The sequence below is a fragment of the Agromyces sp. ISL-38 genome (assembly GCF_018613935.1).
In the GTDB taxonomy this organism is placed as follows: domain Bacteria; phylum Actinomycetota; class Actinomycetes; order Actinomycetales; family Microbacteriaceae; genus Agromyces.
In genome coordinates this window covers 168,392-183,201 of the sequence record NZ_JAGGPF010000001.1, presented here as the reverse complement: position 1 = coordinate 183,201, position 14,810 = coordinate 168,392, and the positions used below count along the sequence as shown (strand labels likewise).

Below are 14,810 nucleotides of genomic sequence, written 5' to 3'. Positions count from 1 at the left end.
GACCGGATGGACGCCCAGTGACAAGGATGCATGATGGTCGTATCGGATTCCCCTGCTGAGTTGGGTCGTGCACGATTGAGCGTTTCCAAGATCGCCGTGTCGTTGGTACTCGGTGTCCTCACGGGCGTCGTGGTCTACTACGTCATCGCGGTGGTCGCGACGGCGCAAGTCCCTGGGCCCTTCACGGTCAATCCTTTGACCCTGGCGTTGATCGCCCTCGTCGGCGCCCTCGTGGTCGCCATTGCGTGGCGCTGGCCCGTAGTAGGCCTGACGGCCGGCGTTGTCATCGTCCTCGTGGTCGTCGCCGTTGTGGCAGCACGAATCGGATGGTCGGCGTCGGGTTCGGATTGGCTGAATCCGTTCAATGCGGTGGCCTTCGGCGCAGCGAGCGGCTACCCGGCGCTCGTCGGCGCCGTGATGGCCATCGTGTCCGGGTTGAGACTGCGCTCCCGACCCGCGTGACACCGAGCCACGGATCCTCAACATGGCCCCCGGTCGCCTTGGGCGACCGGGGGTTGCTTGCCCGTTGATGGTCGCTTCTGCTGAGTCAACTAGCGGGCGGGCGGTTCCCTTCCCACCTGTCTGCCACTCCCTCGGAAGCGATGAGGAAGCGTTCGAGTGTCTGCGCCCAGTCCGGCTCGTGACCCCAGCCGCCGCTGAAGGAATCATAGTCATCGTCGAGCTCGACGAGTTCCTGAGCCCAGTCAGGGCCCTCATGCCCGATCCTCGAGTGCGCCCAGCCGGCGCACTCGCGCGCTGACATCTGGCCTCGGAGCACGCACCTGACATAGTGGCGCGCTGAGAGCTGCAGGGCCTGGTCTTCGGTCATCTCGCTGACATCGATCCCGGCGCTGCTCAAGGCGGCGTCGATCAGCGCGCCTAGCTCGAACACGTTCATGTCGGTCGCTGCGCCCGCGAGCTCGCGGAGCGGTGAGCTATCCACGCCTTGAACCAGCGCCCGCGTGGCGGCATCGATCGCGGTCGGCGCCGCGTCGCCCTGCACCATCCAGAGTGCCCGAGCGACGAGAAGGCCCAGTACGCCGTCCGACTCCATCTCTGCATCGCCGCTCATCTGCGCCAGTCTGCCAGCACGTGCGTCCGTCGTTGACAGATCCGGGTGGGAAATGTCCCGCGTTGCGGAAGCTGAGTTCGGAGCTCCGAGCTGACGCACTCTGAAGCATCCGTAACCTGCGGGCACCGCGAAGAAAGGTCGTAGCCGGAATTTGTGACTATTAAGTGACTACGAAAGCGGTTTTGCAACTGAAAGCCGCGGCTCCGTGGGAGGCGAAGGACCTGATCAGGGCTGTGAACGTGTTCGCAGGAACCATTGAGGACTGGTTCCTCAGCGCATCGCCTCGCCCGCAACGAGCGGCGTGTTCGAGACGCGACCAAAAATAGGGCTTGATCAGGGAATTCGCGAAGAGCGGATGACGGGAATCGAACCCGCGCTATCAGCTTGGGAAGCTGAAGTTCTACCATTGAACTACATCCGCGCGCGGCATCCGTCTCAGGATGCACGGTGACCATGCTAGCAAGACGGGCCGCGCTGTGTTCGCCGATCGCAAGCGGCTACGGCAGCTCCGACCCGAACTCGAGAGCTTCGACGAGCGGGCGTATCGCATCTTCGAACGCGTCGTCGACGAAGTACGCCTTGAGGCGGTTGCGCAGCAGCTCGTTGCCGATCGCGCCCATGATCATCGATTGGTCGAGGCTCAGGTACCGGTCGGCGATCGTGCCGCTGCCCACGGCGACGGAGTCGTAGAACCCGCCCGGGCCGTAGGCGCCAAGCTCGTTCTTCAGTCCGTCGAGGTTCTCGAGCACCGCGTCCTTCGCGTACGGGAGGGCGAGGAACGCGGCGTGCGTCGTGACCACGCCGTCGCCGAAGTCGGGCGTCGGGTTCGTGGCCTCGCGGCATCCGTCATATCCGGCGTCGACGTTCGTGCGCTCGACGTCGCTTGCGTAGCCGTCGGAGCTGATGCCGATCGCCTCGACGCCGTATTCGCGGTATTCGGCGAATGGGTCGGATGCCGGTGAGAAGCCCCAGTATCCGTAGCCAGCCTCGTCGAGCCCGTGCTCGATCTGCGCGCGCACGGTCGCCGGGTGGTTGACCGCCCAGGACTCGGCACCCCACTCGGCCTCGGGGATGAACAGGTCGGGCATGAGCGCCTCGAACATGCTGCCGCCCCATGCGGGCACGAGCTTCAGGTCGCGGTATTCATAGACGCCCTCGTAGACCGGCACGCCGAGGTACTCGCGCCACTCGCCCGCGGGCTTCTGCTCCTGCCAGGCCCAGCCGCAGCCCTGGTCGGGCATCGTGCGGAGCGTGCCGTAGTAGCTCTCGGCGGGGATCTGCCCGTTCGCGATGCCGAGGTAGGTGGCGATGCGCGACTCGCTCACCGTCGTGTCGTACCAGTGGCAGGTGTAGAAGACGTCGGGGCCTTCGTCGCCGTAGTTGCCGGGCACCGAGCAGCCCGGAGGCGCTTCGACCCAGAAGCCGCCGCGGTTGATGCCGACCTCGGGGCGGGCAGCGAGGTCGTGGAACCAGCCGAAGTCCATCGAGGCGTAGAGCGCCTCGGCTTCGTCGGCGAGCTTCGGCTCGGCGCCGGCGACGACGCGCAACGCGGTGGCGAGCCATCCGTTGTCCACGGTCGAGAGGAACGGATGCACCGTGCTGCCGTTGGCCGGCCAGGTCGTGAGCTTCGTGCCGTCGGCCGGCGAGTACCAGTTGTAGTACATGCCGCTCGGCTCGTCCCGTTCCATCGTCGTGAGCGTCGAGAGCGTCGTGCTCATCCGCTCGCGCGCTTCCTTCTTGGAGATGAGCTCCAGGTCGCGCGCCACGACCGTGGACCAGAGGTAGCCGCCGATGTTCGTCGGGCTCGTGTAGCCGCTCGCCGCGGTGAGGTCGCCCTCGATGTTGTCGGCGACGAGCCCGGTCTCGTCGTCGGTCATGGCGACGAGCGAGGTCCAGGTGTCGGCGGCGTAGCCGCGCAGCACCCGGTCGGCGGATGCGCCGCCGCGGGCTGCGCCCTCGTCGGCGGCGGCGGCGGACGACGCGGACGCGGCCGTCGGCGGGATCGCGAGTGCCGCGAGCGCCACCACCATTCCCGTGATGGTCATCGCGCGCAGGGTCGATCGCATGTGAACTCCTTCGTTCGCGTCCTCGACAGGACGTCGTCCTGACAGGGTCGCATTAAAACCTGCCACATGAAAGGTATTGTCGCGAGGTCGGGGTGAGGTCGTCGTGGGGGTCGACGGATGACGCATCCGCAGATCGACGCGGCACGCCGTTGCTACGCTGGCACCGTGCTTCTCTCGGATCGCGACATCAGGGCCGAACTCGACCAGGGCCGCATCGGTCTCGCGCCCTATGAACCGGGGATGATCCAGCCGTCATCGATCGACGTGCGCCTCGATCGCTACTTCCGGTTGTTCGACAACCACAAGTACCCGTTCATCGACCCCGCCGAAGACCAGCCCGAGCTCACCCACCTCATCGAGGTGCGTCCCGACGAGGCGTTCATCCTGCACCCCGGCGAGTTCGTGCTCGCCTCGACGTTCGAGGCGGTCACCCTGCCCGATGACGTCGCGGCTCGCCTCGAGGGCAAGAGCTCGCTCGGTCGCCTGGGCCTGCTCACCCACTCGACGGCGGGGTTCATCGACCCGGGCTTCACCGGGCACGTCACGCTCGAGCTGGCGAACGTCGCCACGTTGCCGATCAAGCTCTGGCCGGGCATGAAGATCGGCCAGATGTGCTTCTTCCGCCTGTCGTCGCCGAGCGAGCGGCCCTACGGCTCGGCCGAGTACGCGAGCCGCTACCAGGGGCAGCGCGGGCCCACGGCGTCGCGCTCGTTCCAGAACTTCCACCGCTCGGATGTCGGCGTGACCGAGGCCGGCGCGCAGGGGCGTTGAGCGAGCGGATGCCGCGGCCGACCGCAGGCGCAAAGCGCGCATCGCTGCTGCGGTGGTCGGCGATCGGCGCGACCGTCTTCGTTGTGCTCTACGCCGTGCATCGGCTGCTGCAGGGCGCCGGGCCGGCGAGCACGGATTCGGCCGCGCTGGCCGAGTGGATCGCCGCCCAGCGCGGGGCCCTGCTCGGCAGTGAGATCGCCCTCGGCGCTGCACTGCTCGCGTGCTTCGTGTTCGTCGCACCGCTCGTGGTCGTGCTGCGCGCCGATAGCGGAGCAGTGACCGCCACGGCCTTCGCGCTCGCCGGAGGCGTATTCATCGGCATGGGTCTCGTCTCCTCCGCGGTCGAGACCGCGCTGTTCGCCGCAGACGGCGCCGATCCCGGCGTGATCGCGGTGCTCGACGGTCTGCAGGCCCGCGTCCCGAACGTGCTCGCCGGCGCCGCGCTCGCCGCGAGCATCGCACCGGCGTTCCTGCAGCGACGCCTGGCCTGGCGATGGGTCGGGTTCGCAAGCCTCGTGGCCGCGGCGGTGTTCGCCCTCGGATTCGTCTTCGGGGTTCTCGGGTCGGCTCCCGAGTCGAGAGGGTCCCTATTCGGTGTCGCGGCGTTCATCGTGTGGATGGCGCTCGTCACTGTCGCGCTCTGGCTCTCGTCGGCGCGCCCGGAGTCGGAGTCGGCGTCACCTGACCGTTCGTGACCACTCGCCGCCGCGAGGGGGACGCGATGACGACAAGGTACGCCCTCGCGCGGGCGGTCCTCGCGCTCGCCGGCTCAGAGCTCAGCTGATCGCGGCGCGCTTCGCAGCTCACGCGCGCCATGGCGAACGTCGATCCGGCCTTCCGTCGGATGCGTCTTCGCGTTCAGCCGTCGGGGTGGCCGCCGTAGCTGCGGAGCTTGTACTCGGTGGTGACGAGGGCGAGGGTGAGCTCACGCAGCTGTCGACGGATGCGGTCGCGCTGGGCGAGCATGATCTCCCGCCGCTCGGCTTCGGTTTCGGTGCCTCGTTCGACCAGGGCGATGTAGCGCTTGAGATCGTGCATGGTCATGCCCGACATGCGCATCCGGGTGAGGAAGACGAGACGGCGCAGAGTGAACGCCGAGTACTCGCGGTAGCCGGCGCTGTTGCGGCCGGGCCGGACGAGACCTTCCTGCTCGTAGTAGCGCAGGGTGTGCGGCGAGAGGCCGACGAGCGCGGCCGCTTCGGCGACGCCCTTCGGCGACCCGCCGGGTTCGAAGGTGGAGTCGTCGAGCGCGTGAAGCGCGTCGACGACACCTTCGAAGGCGTCGCTGTCGGTCGTGTCGAGCAGGCGCTCGATCAGCTCGTTCGTTGCCATCTGCACACCCTAATCCGTGCCTTGCTGTCGTCAGAAGGCCCGCACTGCAGGCGCGACGCCCGGGAAGTCGGCCGACTCGCTCAGCGAAGCCCAGCGCCGTACTTCGTCGAGGGAACTCCGGTAGGTGGACGAAAGGTTGCGTACCGCCTCGGCTCCGAGCGGCAGCCGCAACGGCGCATCCGGGTCATCGAGGACGTGGCGGATGATCGACGCAGCCCGCACCGGGTCGCCCTCCTGGAGGCCGTCGGCATCCGCCATGTTCGCCCGCACTGCGCCGATCACGTCGTCATAGTCGGCGCTCAGTGCGGCGGCCCGTAGCACCCCGCCCGCGTTGAACTCGGTGCGGAACCGGCTCGGCTCCACGATCAGCACACGGATTCCGAACGGGGCGACCTCGCCGGCCAGCGCCTGCGACCAGCCCTCGAGCGCGAACTTGCCCGCTGAGTAGCTGCCGACCGCGGGGAACGACATTCTGCCCCCTTGGCTGCTCATCTGCACGATCGCTCCCGACCGAGCGGCACGCAGGTGCGGGAGCACCGCGCGCACCAGGGCGGCGGGGCCGAACAGGTGCTGTGCCAGCATGTCCCGAAGCTCTGCGTCGCTCACTTCCTCGGCGGCGCCGACCTGACCGGCGCCGGCGTTGTTCACCAGCACATCGACGCGGCCGAAATGACGGATCGCACCGCCGACCACCTCTGCCGCTGCGTCGGTATCGCGAACATCATGGGCGAGCGGGAGCAGTCGCTCGGGGAACCGCTCGCGGAGCCCGTCGAAGCGTTCGAGCCGCCGCGCCGTGGCGACGACGTTCTCACCCGCCTCCAGCGCCGCCTCGACCAGCGCCCGGCCGAGGCCTGAGCTGCCACCGGTGATGATCCACGTCTTCTGCGTCTCGTTTCCGTTCATGCACCTGACGCTACGGATTCGAGTGCGCTCGAAGGCAAGCCCTGCTTCCGCGTCCGGTTCACCTGCTGGCGTTGATGCCCGCCGGCATCACGCTGCTGTTGTGAGCGGACACCACGAGCAGTTCCTGTGGCTCCGCATCCGACTCGACGCGGATGACCTCCGGGTGGGGCCGATCGACTCTGAGCCCCGACCCGCGTCAAGCGGGTCGTAGGGCACGAACGCGGTCGCCGGCCACGAACAGGACGCCGACCACGATGAACAGCCAGGCTCCCGACACCGGCAGCAGGCTTGCGCACACGACGCCCCAAGCGGCCAGTATCCAGCCGAGCACCCCCGGCACCCGGTGGCCCCTCCTGGTGGCGAACACCACGAGGATCCCGAGCGTGAGCAGCGGCACGGCGAAACTGCCCAAGTTGAGCCAGAACGCCTCGGCGACCCGAAGTTCATCAGCGTCGGGCCGCAGCGTCACCGTGTTCCACCAACCGGCGGAGACGACGTCGCGCCAGACATCCGCGCGCGCGACGGACGTCAGCACGAGATGGATCACACCCCCGACGATCGCCACCCAGCCGCCGGCCGCAGTGAGCCCGACGCTCTTCACCATGCGTTCTGCTTGTCCTGCTTCGGTCGCCGTCATGGTGTGATCATCGCAAATACCCGCGAGCGAAAGATCACCCGTTCGGCGGATGTGCCCGAGGTCGCCGACCGCGAGAGGGCTCCCTCAGGTCACGCGACGGATGCCGCAACACCCGCTCGCGCGAGACCCGCGCGATCGAGCGCCTCGATGCCGCCGCTCACGAACGCCGTGACCGCGTCGAGGGTGGCGTCGGCTCCGAGGATGCGGGAGTGGCCGGCGCCCTCGGTGACGAGCAGGCGGGAGCGCTCGCCGTGGGCGGCGTGCAGCCGCATGCCTTCACTCGCGGCGACCTCTCGGTCGCCCCGGTCGTGCACGACGAGCAGCGGAACGTCGGCGGGGAGCGGTGTGGCCACGGCGTCGAACCGCCCATAGGGATCCTGTTGCTCGGGCATGACGCGCTGGGTGAACTTGCGAGCAAGCACGTCGGCCGTAGGCGCGCTGAGTCCCAAGCGGCCGGCGAACGAGTCGACGAGGAAGCGGGCGTCGGCCATGCCCGAGATCGCGACGACGCCCCCGGTTGCCGTGCCCTCGCGCACCGCGGTGAGTGCGGCGAGCCCGCCGAACGAGTGGCCGATCACGGCGCGGAACCTGCCGTGGCGTGACTGCAGCGCCTCGATGGCGGCGAGGTAGTCGCGGATGTCGGTGCGCCGGCCCGCCGACTCCCCGTTCGCCGGCGCATCGAAGGCGACGAGTCGATACCCCTCGGCCCGGAGCTCCCGCACGATGGGCGCGAACTGGGCGGCGCGGCCGCGCCATCCGTGCACCAGCAGCACGGTCTCGGGGCCGTGGCCCCACTCGTAGGCGACGACGTCGCGACCGCGAATGTTGAGCAGGCTGCGGGCGGCGGACTCGTGCACTCCGCGCTCGCTGGGGCGCACAGGGAGGGCCGGTCGCACTTTCATGAAGAGCGGCATCGCCAGTTGCGCCGCGAGCTCTGGTGAGACGCGATCGGCGGCGCGGATGGCGGCGAGCGAGGCGGTGATGGCGGGGTGCATGGGTGGCTCCGATCCGGGGAAGCAAGGGCGCTGCGGCGCCATTCTCAATCAATACGAACGGTCGTACGTACACTATACGAACGATCGTGCGTAAACTGAAGGGCATGGACGAAATCGACGGCCGACGCGTGCGTGGCGACGCCTCACGGCGCACCGTGCTCTCGAGCGCGGCCGACCTGGCCTCCATCGAGGGCCTCGACGGGCTCTCGATCGGGCGCCTCGCGACGGCCGCCTCGGTGAGCAAGAGCGGAGTCGCGACGCTCTTCGGCAGCAAGGCGCGGTTGCAGCTCGCCACGGTGGAGGCGGCACGCGAGCGCTTCGTCGCCTCGGTGATCGAGCCGGCGCGTTCCGAGCCGCGCGGCCTCGGCCGCATCGTTGCGCTCCTCGACCTCTGGATCGCCTACTCACGCGACCGCGTCTTCCCGGGTGGCTGCTTCTTCGCCGCTGCGGCGGCTGACTTCGACTCGAAGCCGGGCGACGTGCGCGACGCCCTCGAACGCGCGCTCGACGACTGGAGCGGCTACCTCGCCGCCTCGTTCCGCTACGCGATCGAGCTCGGCGAACTCCCCGCGCTCGACGACGCCGATCAGCTCGCCTTCGAGTGCACGGCGCTCCTCGACGCGGCCAACACGCGCTCGGTCATGCACGGCTCGACCACGCCGTACCGATTCGCGCGCGTCGGCCTCGCCGATCGCCTCACGTCACTCGGCGGTGCGCCCGAGGTGATCGCGAAGTTGCGCGACGTCGACGACGAGGCGGTCGCGGCGCGCCGCTGATCCCCGGGCCAGCAGGCCCCGTCCTCAGTGCGCCGTCGTGACCCCGAGCAGGTCGTGCGTGATCACGGCCGCCACACGCGCGCCCGCGCCCGCGGCGACGATGAGCTGCTGCGGTCCGGGAGCGGCGACATCGCCGGCGGCATAGACGCCCGCCGCGTTGGTGCGCCCCGATCCGTCGGTGAGCAGATGCCCGTCGCCGTCGGTGTCGAGCCCCAGCCCGTCGAGGTATTCGACGGCCGGATGCCACAGCGGCCGCACGAATCCCGCCGTCACCGGCACGACCTCGCCGTCGGCGAGTCGCACGGCGCTGAGGGTTCCGCGATCGCCGTCGAGGTCGGCGATGGGCCTGCGGTCGACGCGGATGCCGCGGGCTGCGAGCGCTGCGGCATCCGACTCGTCGATCGTGGCCACGCCGTTCGTGAACACCGTGACCGAGCTCGACCAGCGCGACACGAGCAGAGCGCGAGCGAAGAGGTCGTCGCTCTCGCCGATGAGGGCGAGCGGCTGGTCGCGCAGCTCCCAGCCGTCGCACGCGGCGCAGCTGAAGAGGCTCATGCCGTAGTAGGCGCGGATGCTCGGCAGGGCGGGCAGCGTCTCACGCAGCCCGCTCGCGGCGAGCACGGCACGAGTCGAGACGGTGCGCACGGATGCCGCAGCACCGGGCCCGGCCAGATCGACCGCGAAGCGCGCGCCGACAGCCGCGTCGGGCGCATCCGCGTCGAGTCGCCGCACCGCCGACACGGTGTGCCGCTGCAGCACCTCCACGTCGGGATAGGCCGCGAGCTCCTCGCGCGCGAGGCGCCGCAACTCGTGCGGCGGCACTCCGTCGCGGGTGAGGAACCCGTGTGCGATGAGCGTCGCGGCGTTCCGCGGACGGTTGCCGTCGACCACGAGCACGCGGTGACGGGCACGCACGAGGTTGAGCGCGGCGGAGAGTCCGGCGGGCCCGCCGCCGACGATGACGACGTCCCAATCGGGAGTGGCCGGCGCAGCGGCATCCGTGTCAGTCATCGTCGCCTGCCTGCGGGGGCAGCGCGGCCACGACGGGGTGGTCCTTGGCGATCATGCCGACCTTCGCGGCACCGCCGGGGGAGCCGAGGTCGTCGAAGAACTCGACGTTCGCCTTGTAGTAATCGGCCCACACATCGGGCAGGTCGTCTTCGTAGTAGATCGCCTCGACGGGGCACACCGGCTCGCAGGCCCCGCAGTCGACGCACTCGTCGGGGTGGATGTAGAGCGAGCGCTCACCCTCGTAGATGCAGTCGACCGGGCACTCGTCGATGCACGCGCGATCCTTGACGTCGACGCACGGCAGTGCGATGACGTACGTCACGAGCCGACCAGGGCGCCGTCGCGGGAGATGCCGACCTGCTCGTCGCGGGGCACGACCTTCACGCGCTCGCGCACGAAGGCATCGGTCTCGCCGAGGGCGCGCTCGTGCGCGTCGAGCGCGAGCCAGCCCTCCCACGTCGTGTAGTGGATGCCGCGGTCGTCGAGCAGCCCGAGGAGCGCGTCGGGCTCGACGACGGTCGGAGCCGGCAGCGCGTCGCGGTCCTCGATGAGGTTCGCGATCGTCTCCATCGCGTCGCCCTTCGTGTGGCCGATCAGGCCCACGGGCCCGCGCTTGATCCAGCCGGTCGCGTAGAGGCCTGGCACGGGCGTGCCGTCGGCGTCGAGCACGCGCCCGCCGTCGTTCGGGATGACGCCGTTGCGCTCGTCGAACGGGGCACCGGGCACGGGCGAGCCGTAGTAGCCGACCGCGCGGTAGACCGCCTGCACCGGGTAGTCGACGAACGTGCTGGTGCCGACGACGGCGCCCGATCCGTCGCCGACGGGGGCGTTCCGCTCGAAGCGCATGCCCTCGACGCGTCCCTCGCCGAAGACCTCGACGGGCGTGTGGAAGAAGTGCAGGTGGAGCCGGCGCGACGCGCTGCCCACCTCGCGGGTGCGCCAGCTCTGCAGCGTGCGCAGCATGACCTTGATCTGGTTGTTCGCAGCGGACGCGGCATCCACGCCCGCGAAGTCCTCGTCGGAGACGACGATGTCGACATCGGGCACCTCGCCGAGCTCGCGCAGCTCGATCGGGGTGAACTTCACCTCGGCGGGACCGCGGCGGCCGAAGACGTGCACGTCGGTGACGGGCGAGCCCTCGAGGCCTGCGTAGACGTTGGCGGGGACATCCGTCGACTGCAGGTCTTCGGGGTGCTTCGCGAGCACGCGGGCCACGTCGAGCGCGACGTTGCCGTTGCCGATCACGGCGATGTCCGTCGCGTCGAGCGGCCACGTGCGGGGCACGTCGGGGTGGCCGTCGTACCAGGCGACGAAGTCAGCCGCGCCGTAGGAGCCGGGCAGGTCGATGCCCGGGATGTCGAGATCGGCGTCGCGAATCGCGCCCGTTGCGAGGATCACGGCGTCGTAGTGCGCGTGCAGCTCGTCGAGCGAGATGTCGCGGCCCACGGTGACGTTGCCGATGAGCCGGATGATGCCGGCATCGAGCATCTCGTGCAGCGAGTTCACGATGCCCTTGATGCGGGGGTGGTCGGGCGCCACGCCGTAGCGGATGAGGCCGTAGGGGGCGGGCAGCGACTCGAAGAGGTCGATCGCGACCTCGCCGCCGCGCTCGCGCACCGCGTTGTTCAGGATGTTGCCGGCGTAGATCCCGGCGGGGCCGGCTCCGACGATCGCGACGCGAAGGGTCGGGAGGGTCATGGCTGTTGTGCCTTTCGGTTGGAGATGGCCTCGGGGGCGTAGGGGCTGAGGGTGACGACATCGCCGACGACGATCACGGCGGGAGAGCGGATGCCGCGGTGCGCCGCTTGCACCGCGATCGTCTCGAGGGTACCGACCGTGACCCGCTGGCCGGGTCCGTAGCCGTCTTCGACGATCGCGACGGGGCAGTCGCGGCCGCGCTCGCCGCGGGCGAGGGTGGCCGCTGAGTTCGCCAGGGTGTTCATGCCCATGAGGAGCACGACCGTGTGGTCGCGGCCGCCGCTGAGCTCGCGGAGCTGCTCGTGGCCCGTGACGACGCTGAAGGCGGTGGCGAGTCCGCGGTGGGTGAGCGGGATGCCCGCGATCGCCGGCACCGAGATCGCGCTCGTGACGCCGGGCACGACCTCGACATCGATGCCCGCAGCGCGGCAGTACGCGACCTCTTCGCTGCCGCGGCCGAACACGTAGGGGTCGCCGCCCTTGAGACGTACGACGCGCTTGCCCTCGAGGGCGAGCGAGACGAGCAGCTCGTTGATGCCGTCTTGCGGCACCGGGTGGTGGCCGGGGAGCTTGCCCACGTCGATCACCGGGGTGTCGAGCGCGAGCTCGTCGAGCACGGCGCGAGCGCCGAGCCGGTCGGCCACGATGACGTCGGCGGCCTCGAGGGCGCGGAGGCCCCGCACGGTGAGGAGACCGGGGTCGCCCGGTCCGGCGCCGACGAGGGTCACGCGGCCCGCGATGGCGGCGCTCACTTCGCACCCGCCTGGAGGAGACCGCGGCGTCGGAGCATGCGTCGCTCGAGCGGGGCGAAGAACGCGAGTTCGATGAGGATGCCGATGGCGAGGATCAGGAGGATCGTCGCGAGCACGCCCGCGAGGTCGGCGAGCTCACGACTCTGGTCGAGCATGGAGCCGACGCCGAAGCCGATCGTGCCGCCGGTCGCGATGATCTCGGCGGCCATGAGCGAACGCCACGAGAACGCCCAGCCCTGCTTGAGGCCGGCGACGTAGCCGGGAAGGGCGGCGGGGAGCACGACCAGCGCCGCGAGACGTCCCGGTCCCGCGCCGAGGACCGTGCCCACCCGCCGCAGCTGCGGGGGCACCTGGTCGACGCCCGCGATGAGTCCGTTCACGATGGAGGGGACGGCGCCCATGAGCACGACGAAGTACACCGTGGCATCCGTGAGGCCGAACCAGATGATCGCAGCCGGTACCCACGCGACCGACGGCAGCACCTGCAGACCCGAGATGATCGGCCCGATCGCGCGGCGAAGCGGCTTCACCTCGGCCAGAAGCAGCCCGAGCGGAGTGCCGACGACGACCGCGACGAGGAAGCCGAGCACGCCGCGCTCGAGACTCGTCGTGACGGCGAGCTGCAAGCGACCCGACTCCCACGCCTGGCCGATCGCGGTGACGACGTCGAGCGGGCTGGGCGCGAGGTCGGGACGGGGCTGGGCGATCACGATGTACAGCTGCCAGGCGACGAGGAGCGCGACGACGAAGACGATGGGCGGCAGGACGCTCGTGGTGAAGCGCTTCCACGCGCTCGGGGCGCGGTCGGGGTCGGTCTGCAGCCGGTCGAGGCCGGCTTCGAGGCTGCGGAAGTCGTCGGGCTCGGTGGTCGAGTAGGCCGCCTGCGGCCGTATCGAGGCCAGGTCGGCCTCAGTGGTCTCGACGGGCTCGACCAGTAGATCTGCGGTGTCACGCGGCATTTCGGCGGATCTCCTTTCGGAGCTGCTCGGTGATCTCGATCGAGAGCGCCGCGACTTCGGGCGACTCGATGCGGCGGCCGGTGGTCTCGGCGATGCGCCATTCGCCGGCGACTCGGCCCGGCCGGCTCGAGAGCAGCACGACGCGCTGCCCGAGGCGGGCGGCCTCACGCACGTTGTGCGTGACGAACACGATCGTGCGGCCGGTGCGGCGCCACACCCGCTCGAGTTCCTCGTGCAGGAGGTCGCGCGTGATCGCGTCGAGCGCGGCGAACGGCTCGTCCATGAGCAGGACGGGCCGGTCCTGGGCTAGGGCGCGAGCGAGGGCGACGCGCTGTCGCATGCCGCCCGAGAGCTCGTGCGGGCGCTTCTCGGCGGCATCCGCAAGGTTCACCGTGTCGAGGAGTTCGAGCGCTTCGCCTCGGCGAGCCGCGCGCGGCACCCCGCGCAGGCGCAGCGCCAGCTCGACGTTCTGCCGGGCGGTGAGCCACGGCATGAGCGCCGACTCCTGGAACATGACGGCGGCGCCCTCGGCGGGCACGTCGATGCTGCCCGTGGTGGGTCGGTCGAGACCCGCGATGAGGTTCAGCAGCGTCGACTTGCCGCAGCCGGAGGCGCCGAGCAGGCAGACGAACTCACCCGCCTCGATCGAGAGGTTCACGTCGTCGAGCACCAGGGGTCCTGCGCCGAAGCGCTTGCCCAGCTGCTCGATGCGGATGGCCGTCTGCCCGCTCATGTGGTGCTCCTACTCCTCGCCGAGGCCGCCGGCGGAGACCGGCTCCTCGCCATCGGTCTCGAGGAGGCCGTTCAGCAGGCGCAGGTCGAAGAGCCCGTCGATCGAGCCGTCCTTCTGCGTGCCGGCCGCAAGGCCGTTCTTCACGAGGGTCTCGAAGGTCTCGGCGTGCGGGTCGACCGAGAAGGTCACGTGCTCGAGCGCGCGGGTGATGACGTCGTCTGCGAGCGGCTTGCCCGTCTCGGCCTCGAGCGCGGCATTGATCACGGCGGGAGCCTCGTCGGCGTGGTCGCCCAGCCAGGCGACGGATGCCACGTGGCCCTCGAGCAGCGCCTCGACCGTCTCGGGGTGCTCGGCCAGGAACTCGGCACGCACGAGCAGCACCGTCGTCGGGAAGGCGCCGTCGTCCCACAGGTCGGCCTCGTCGACGAGCACGTGAGCGCCGGCGTCGACGATGAGACGGGAGACCCACGGCTCGGGCAGCCAGGCCCCGTCGATGCCTCCCTGCTGGAACAGGGTGAGGGCCTGGGCGTTCTCGGTCGGGGTGATGTGCACGTCGCCGCCGCCCGTGGTGTCGGTCTCGAAGCCCTCGTCGGCGAGCCACGAGCGGAGTGCCACGTCTTGCGTGTTGCCGAGTTGCGGCGTCGCGAGGGTCGTGCCCTCGAGGTCCTCGACCGAGTCGATCCCGTCGCGCACGACGAGTGCAGCACCACCGGTGGCCGCGCCGGCGACGATGTGCGCTGACTGGCCTCTGGACTGGATGAACGTGTTGATCGACGGGTTCGGGCCGATGTACGTGGCATCGATCGCGCCGGCCGAGAGCGCCTCGATGGCAGCGGGGCCGGCATTGAAGACCTGCGTGCTGAGCTTCGTCTCGCCGAGCGCGTCGGCGAAGAGGCCCTCTTCGAGCCCCACGAGCGCGGGCGCGTGGGTGACGTTCGCGAAGTAGCCGAGGCGCAGCTCGTCGGCAGGCCCGGAGGAGGCGGCATCCGTCTCGGACGCCGCGCCCGCGGAGGCCGAGCAGCCCGTGAGCATCATCGCCGCCACTCCAAGAGCGGTGATCGTCAGGGTGGTGCGGGTGGGTCGAATGTTCACGGTTGTCGCCTCC

The 14,810-nt window shown here is 70.0% G+C and carries 17 protein-coding genes and 1 tRNA gene; 4 read left to right on the top strand and 14 right to left on the bottom strand.

Features of this window, described 5'->3' with window-relative positions:
• Positions 1–75: 75 nt before the first annotated feature.
• On the top strand, positions 76–462 hold the full coding sequence (locus J7E25_RS00880) for a hypothetical protein (RefSeq protein WP_251038685.1): 387 nt from the start codon (positions 76–78) through the stop codon (positions 460–462).
• Between the two features lie 85 nt (positions 463–547).
• Here the strand turns inward: J7E25_RS00880 and J7E25_RS00875 are convergent, their stop codons facing one another.
• From J7E25_RS00875 to J7E25_RS00865, 3 genes are all read right to left on the bottom strand, one after another.
• Entirely contained in the window at positions 548–1,054 is a 507-nt protein-coding gene (locus tag J7E25_RS00875) for a hypothetical protein (RefSeq protein WP_214867056.1), read from the bottom strand.
• A 368-nt stretch (positions 1,055–1,422) separates the two neighbouring features.
• Positions 1,423–1,493, bottom strand: a tRNA-Gly gene (locus J7E25_RS00870).
• Between the two features lie 76 nt (positions 1,494–1,569).
• On the bottom strand, positions 1,570–3,138 hold the full coding sequence (locus J7E25_RS00865) for a glucoamylase family protein (protein WP_214867054.1): 1,569 nt from the start codon (positions 3,136–3,138) through the stop codon (positions 1,570–1,572).
• 165 nt (positions 3,139–3,303) lie between these two features.
• Between J7E25_RS00865 and dcd the strand changes: the two genes are divergently transcribed.
• Together dcd and J7E25_RS00855 are read left to right on the top strand one after the other, a co-directional pair.
• Positions 3,304–3,909: a dCTP deaminase gene (gene dcd, locus J7E25_RS00860; protein WP_214867052.1), complete on the top strand. Its 606-nt coding sequence runs from the start codon at positions 3,304–3,306 to the stop codon at positions 3,907–3,909.
• A gap of 8 nt (positions 3,910–3,917) precedes the next feature.
• Complete coding sequence (locus J7E25_RS00855) at positions 3,918–4,604, top strand: hypothetical protein (RefSeq protein WP_214867050.1); 687 nt, start codon at positions 3,918–3,920, stop codon at positions 4,602–4,604.
• Between the two features lie 163 nt (positions 4,605–4,767).
• On the opposite strand, the gene J7E25_RS00850 is transcribed toward J7E25_RS00855, so the two are convergent.
• The 4 genes from J7E25_RS00850 to J7E25_RS00835 form a co-directional block, all read right to left on the bottom strand.
• Complete coding sequence (locus J7E25_RS00850) at positions 4,768–5,241, bottom strand: MerR family transcriptional regulator (protein ID WP_214867048.1); 474 nt, start codon at positions 5,239–5,241, stop codon at positions 4,768–4,770.
• Positions 5,242–5,271: 30 nt separating this feature from the next.
• Positions 5,272–6,144, bottom strand: a complete 873-nt coding sequence (locus J7E25_RS00845; RefSeq protein WP_214867046.1) for an SDR family NAD(P)-dependent oxidoreductase — start codon at positions 6,142–6,144, stop codon at positions 5,272–5,274.
• Between the two features lie 196 nt (positions 6,145–6,340).
• Positions 6,341–6,781: a DUF6463 family protein gene (locus J7E25_RS00840; protein WP_214867044.1), complete on the bottom strand. Its 441-nt coding sequence runs from the start codon at positions 6,779–6,781 to the stop codon at positions 6,341–6,343.
• 89 nt (positions 6,782–6,870) lie between these two features.
• Positions 6,871–7,776 carry a S9 family peptidase gene (locus J7E25_RS00835; protein WP_214867043.1) on the bottom strand — a complete coding sequence of 302 codons (906 nt, stop codon included), beginning with the start codon at positions 7,774–7,776 and terminating at the stop codon, positions 6,871–6,873.
• Between the two features lie 104 nt (positions 7,777–7,880).
• Here J7E25_RS00835 and J7E25_RS00830 point away from each other — a divergent pair, with 104 nt between their 5' ends.
• Positions 7,881–8,552: a TetR/AcrR family transcriptional regulator gene (locus J7E25_RS00830; protein WP_214867041.1), complete on the top strand. Its 672-nt coding sequence runs from the start codon at positions 7,881–7,883 to the stop codon at positions 8,550–8,552.
• 24 nt (positions 8,553–8,576) lie between these two features.
• Here J7E25_RS00830 and J7E25_RS00825 read toward each other — a convergent pair whose 3' ends face one another.
• From J7E25_RS00825 to J7E25_RS00795, 7 genes are read right to left on the bottom strand one after another with little or no spacing between them, the layout of a single operon-like run.
• Entirely contained in the window at positions 8,577–9,563 is a 987-nt protein-coding gene (locus J7E25_RS00825) for an NAD(P)/FAD-dependent oxidoreductase (protein WP_214867039.1), read from the bottom strand.
• Positions 9,556–9,885: a ferredoxin gene (fdxA, locus tag J7E25_RS00820; RefSeq protein ID WP_214867037.1), complete on the bottom strand. Its 330-nt coding sequence runs from the start codon at positions 9,883–9,885 to the stop codon at positions 9,556–9,558. Before fdxA ends, J7E25_RS00825 begins: the two co-directional genes overlap by 8 nt.
• Positions 9,882–11,261 (bottom strand): FAD-dependent oxidoreductase, encoded by a 1,380-nt coding sequence (locus J7E25_RS00815; protein ID WP_214867035.1) that lies wholly within the window; start codon positions 11,259–11,261, stop codon positions 9,882–9,884. Before J7E25_RS00815 ends, fdxA begins: the two co-directional genes overlap by 4 nt.
• Entirely contained in the window at positions 11,258–12,013 is a 756-nt protein-coding gene (gene cobA / locus J7E25_RS00810) for a uroporphyrinogen-III C-methyltransferase (RefSeq protein ID WP_214867033.1), read from the bottom strand. The genes J7E25_RS00815 and cobA overlap by 4 nt, the downstream gene beginning before the upstream one ends.
• Complete coding sequence (locus J7E25_RS00805) at positions 12,010–12,972, bottom strand: ABC transporter permease (RefSeq protein ID WP_214867031.1); 963 nt, start codon at positions 12,970–12,972, stop codon at positions 12,010–12,012. The genes cobA and J7E25_RS00805 overlap by 4 nt, the downstream gene beginning before the upstream one ends.
• Positions 12,962–13,705: an ABC transporter ATP-binding protein gene (locus J7E25_RS00800; RefSeq protein WP_214867029.1), complete on the bottom strand. Its 744-nt coding sequence runs from the start codon at positions 13,703–13,705 to the stop codon at positions 12,962–12,964. Before J7E25_RS00800 ends, J7E25_RS00805 begins: the two co-directional genes overlap by 11 nt.
• A 9-nt stretch (positions 13,706–13,714) precedes the next feature.
• Positions 13,715–14,797, bottom strand: a complete 1,083-nt coding sequence (locus J7E25_RS00795) for an ABC transporter substrate-binding protein (RefSeq protein ID WP_215007166.1) — start codon at positions 14,795–14,797, stop codon at positions 13,715–13,717.
• Positions 14,798–14,810 lie beyond the last annotated feature (13 nt).

Excerpts from the sequence above, each read along its gene's own strand:
- J7E25_RS00875 (WP_214867056.1), bottom strand. The coding sequence starts at position 1,054 with ATGGAGTCGGACGGCGTACTGGGCCTTCTCGTCGCTCGGGCACTCTGG.
- J7E25_RS00865 (WP_214867054.1), bottom strand. The coding sequence starts at position 3,138 with ATGCGATCGACCCTGCGCGCGATGACCATCACGGGAATGGTGGTGGCG.
- J7E25_RS00855 (WP_214867050.1), top strand. The coding sequence starts at position 3,918 with ATGCCGCGGCCGACCGCAGGCGCAAAGCGCGCATCGCTGCTGCGGTGG.
- J7E25_RS00850 (WP_214867048.1), bottom strand. The coding sequence starts at position 5,241 with ATGGCAACGAACGAGCTGATCGAGCGCCTGCTCGACACGACCGACAGC.
- J7E25_RS00845 (WP_214867046.1), bottom strand. The coding sequence starts at position 6,144 with ATGAACGGAAACGAGACGCAGAAGACGTGGATCATCACCGGTGGCAGC.
- J7E25_RS00840 (WP_214867044.1), bottom strand. The coding sequence starts at position 6,781 with ATGACGGCGACCGAAGCAGGACAAGCAGAACGCATGGTGAAGAGCGTC.
- J7E25_RS00835 (WP_214867043.1), bottom strand. The coding sequence starts at position 7,776 with ATGCACCCCGCCATCACCGCCTCGCTCGCCGCCATCCGCGCCGCCGAT.
- J7E25_RS00830 (WP_214867041.1), top strand. The coding sequence starts at position 7,881 with ATGGACGAAATCGACGGCCGACGCGTGCGTGGCGACGCCTCACGGCGC.
- J7E25_RS00825 (WP_214867039.1), bottom strand. The coding sequence starts at position 9,563 with ATGACTGACACGGATGCCGCTGCGCCGGCCACTCCCGATTGGGACGTC.
- J7E25_RS00815 (WP_214867035.1), bottom strand. The coding sequence starts at position 11,261 with ATGACCCTCCCGACCCTTCGCGTCGCGATCGTCGGAGCCGGCCCCGCC.
- J7E25_RS00805 (WP_214867031.1), bottom strand. The coding sequence starts at position 12,972 with ATGCCGCGTGACACCGCAGATCTACTGGTCGAGCCCGTCGAGACCACT.
- J7E25_RS00800 (WP_214867029.1), bottom strand. The coding sequence starts at position 13,705 with ATGAGCGGGCAGACGGCCATCCGCATCGAGCAGCTGGGCAAGCGCTTC.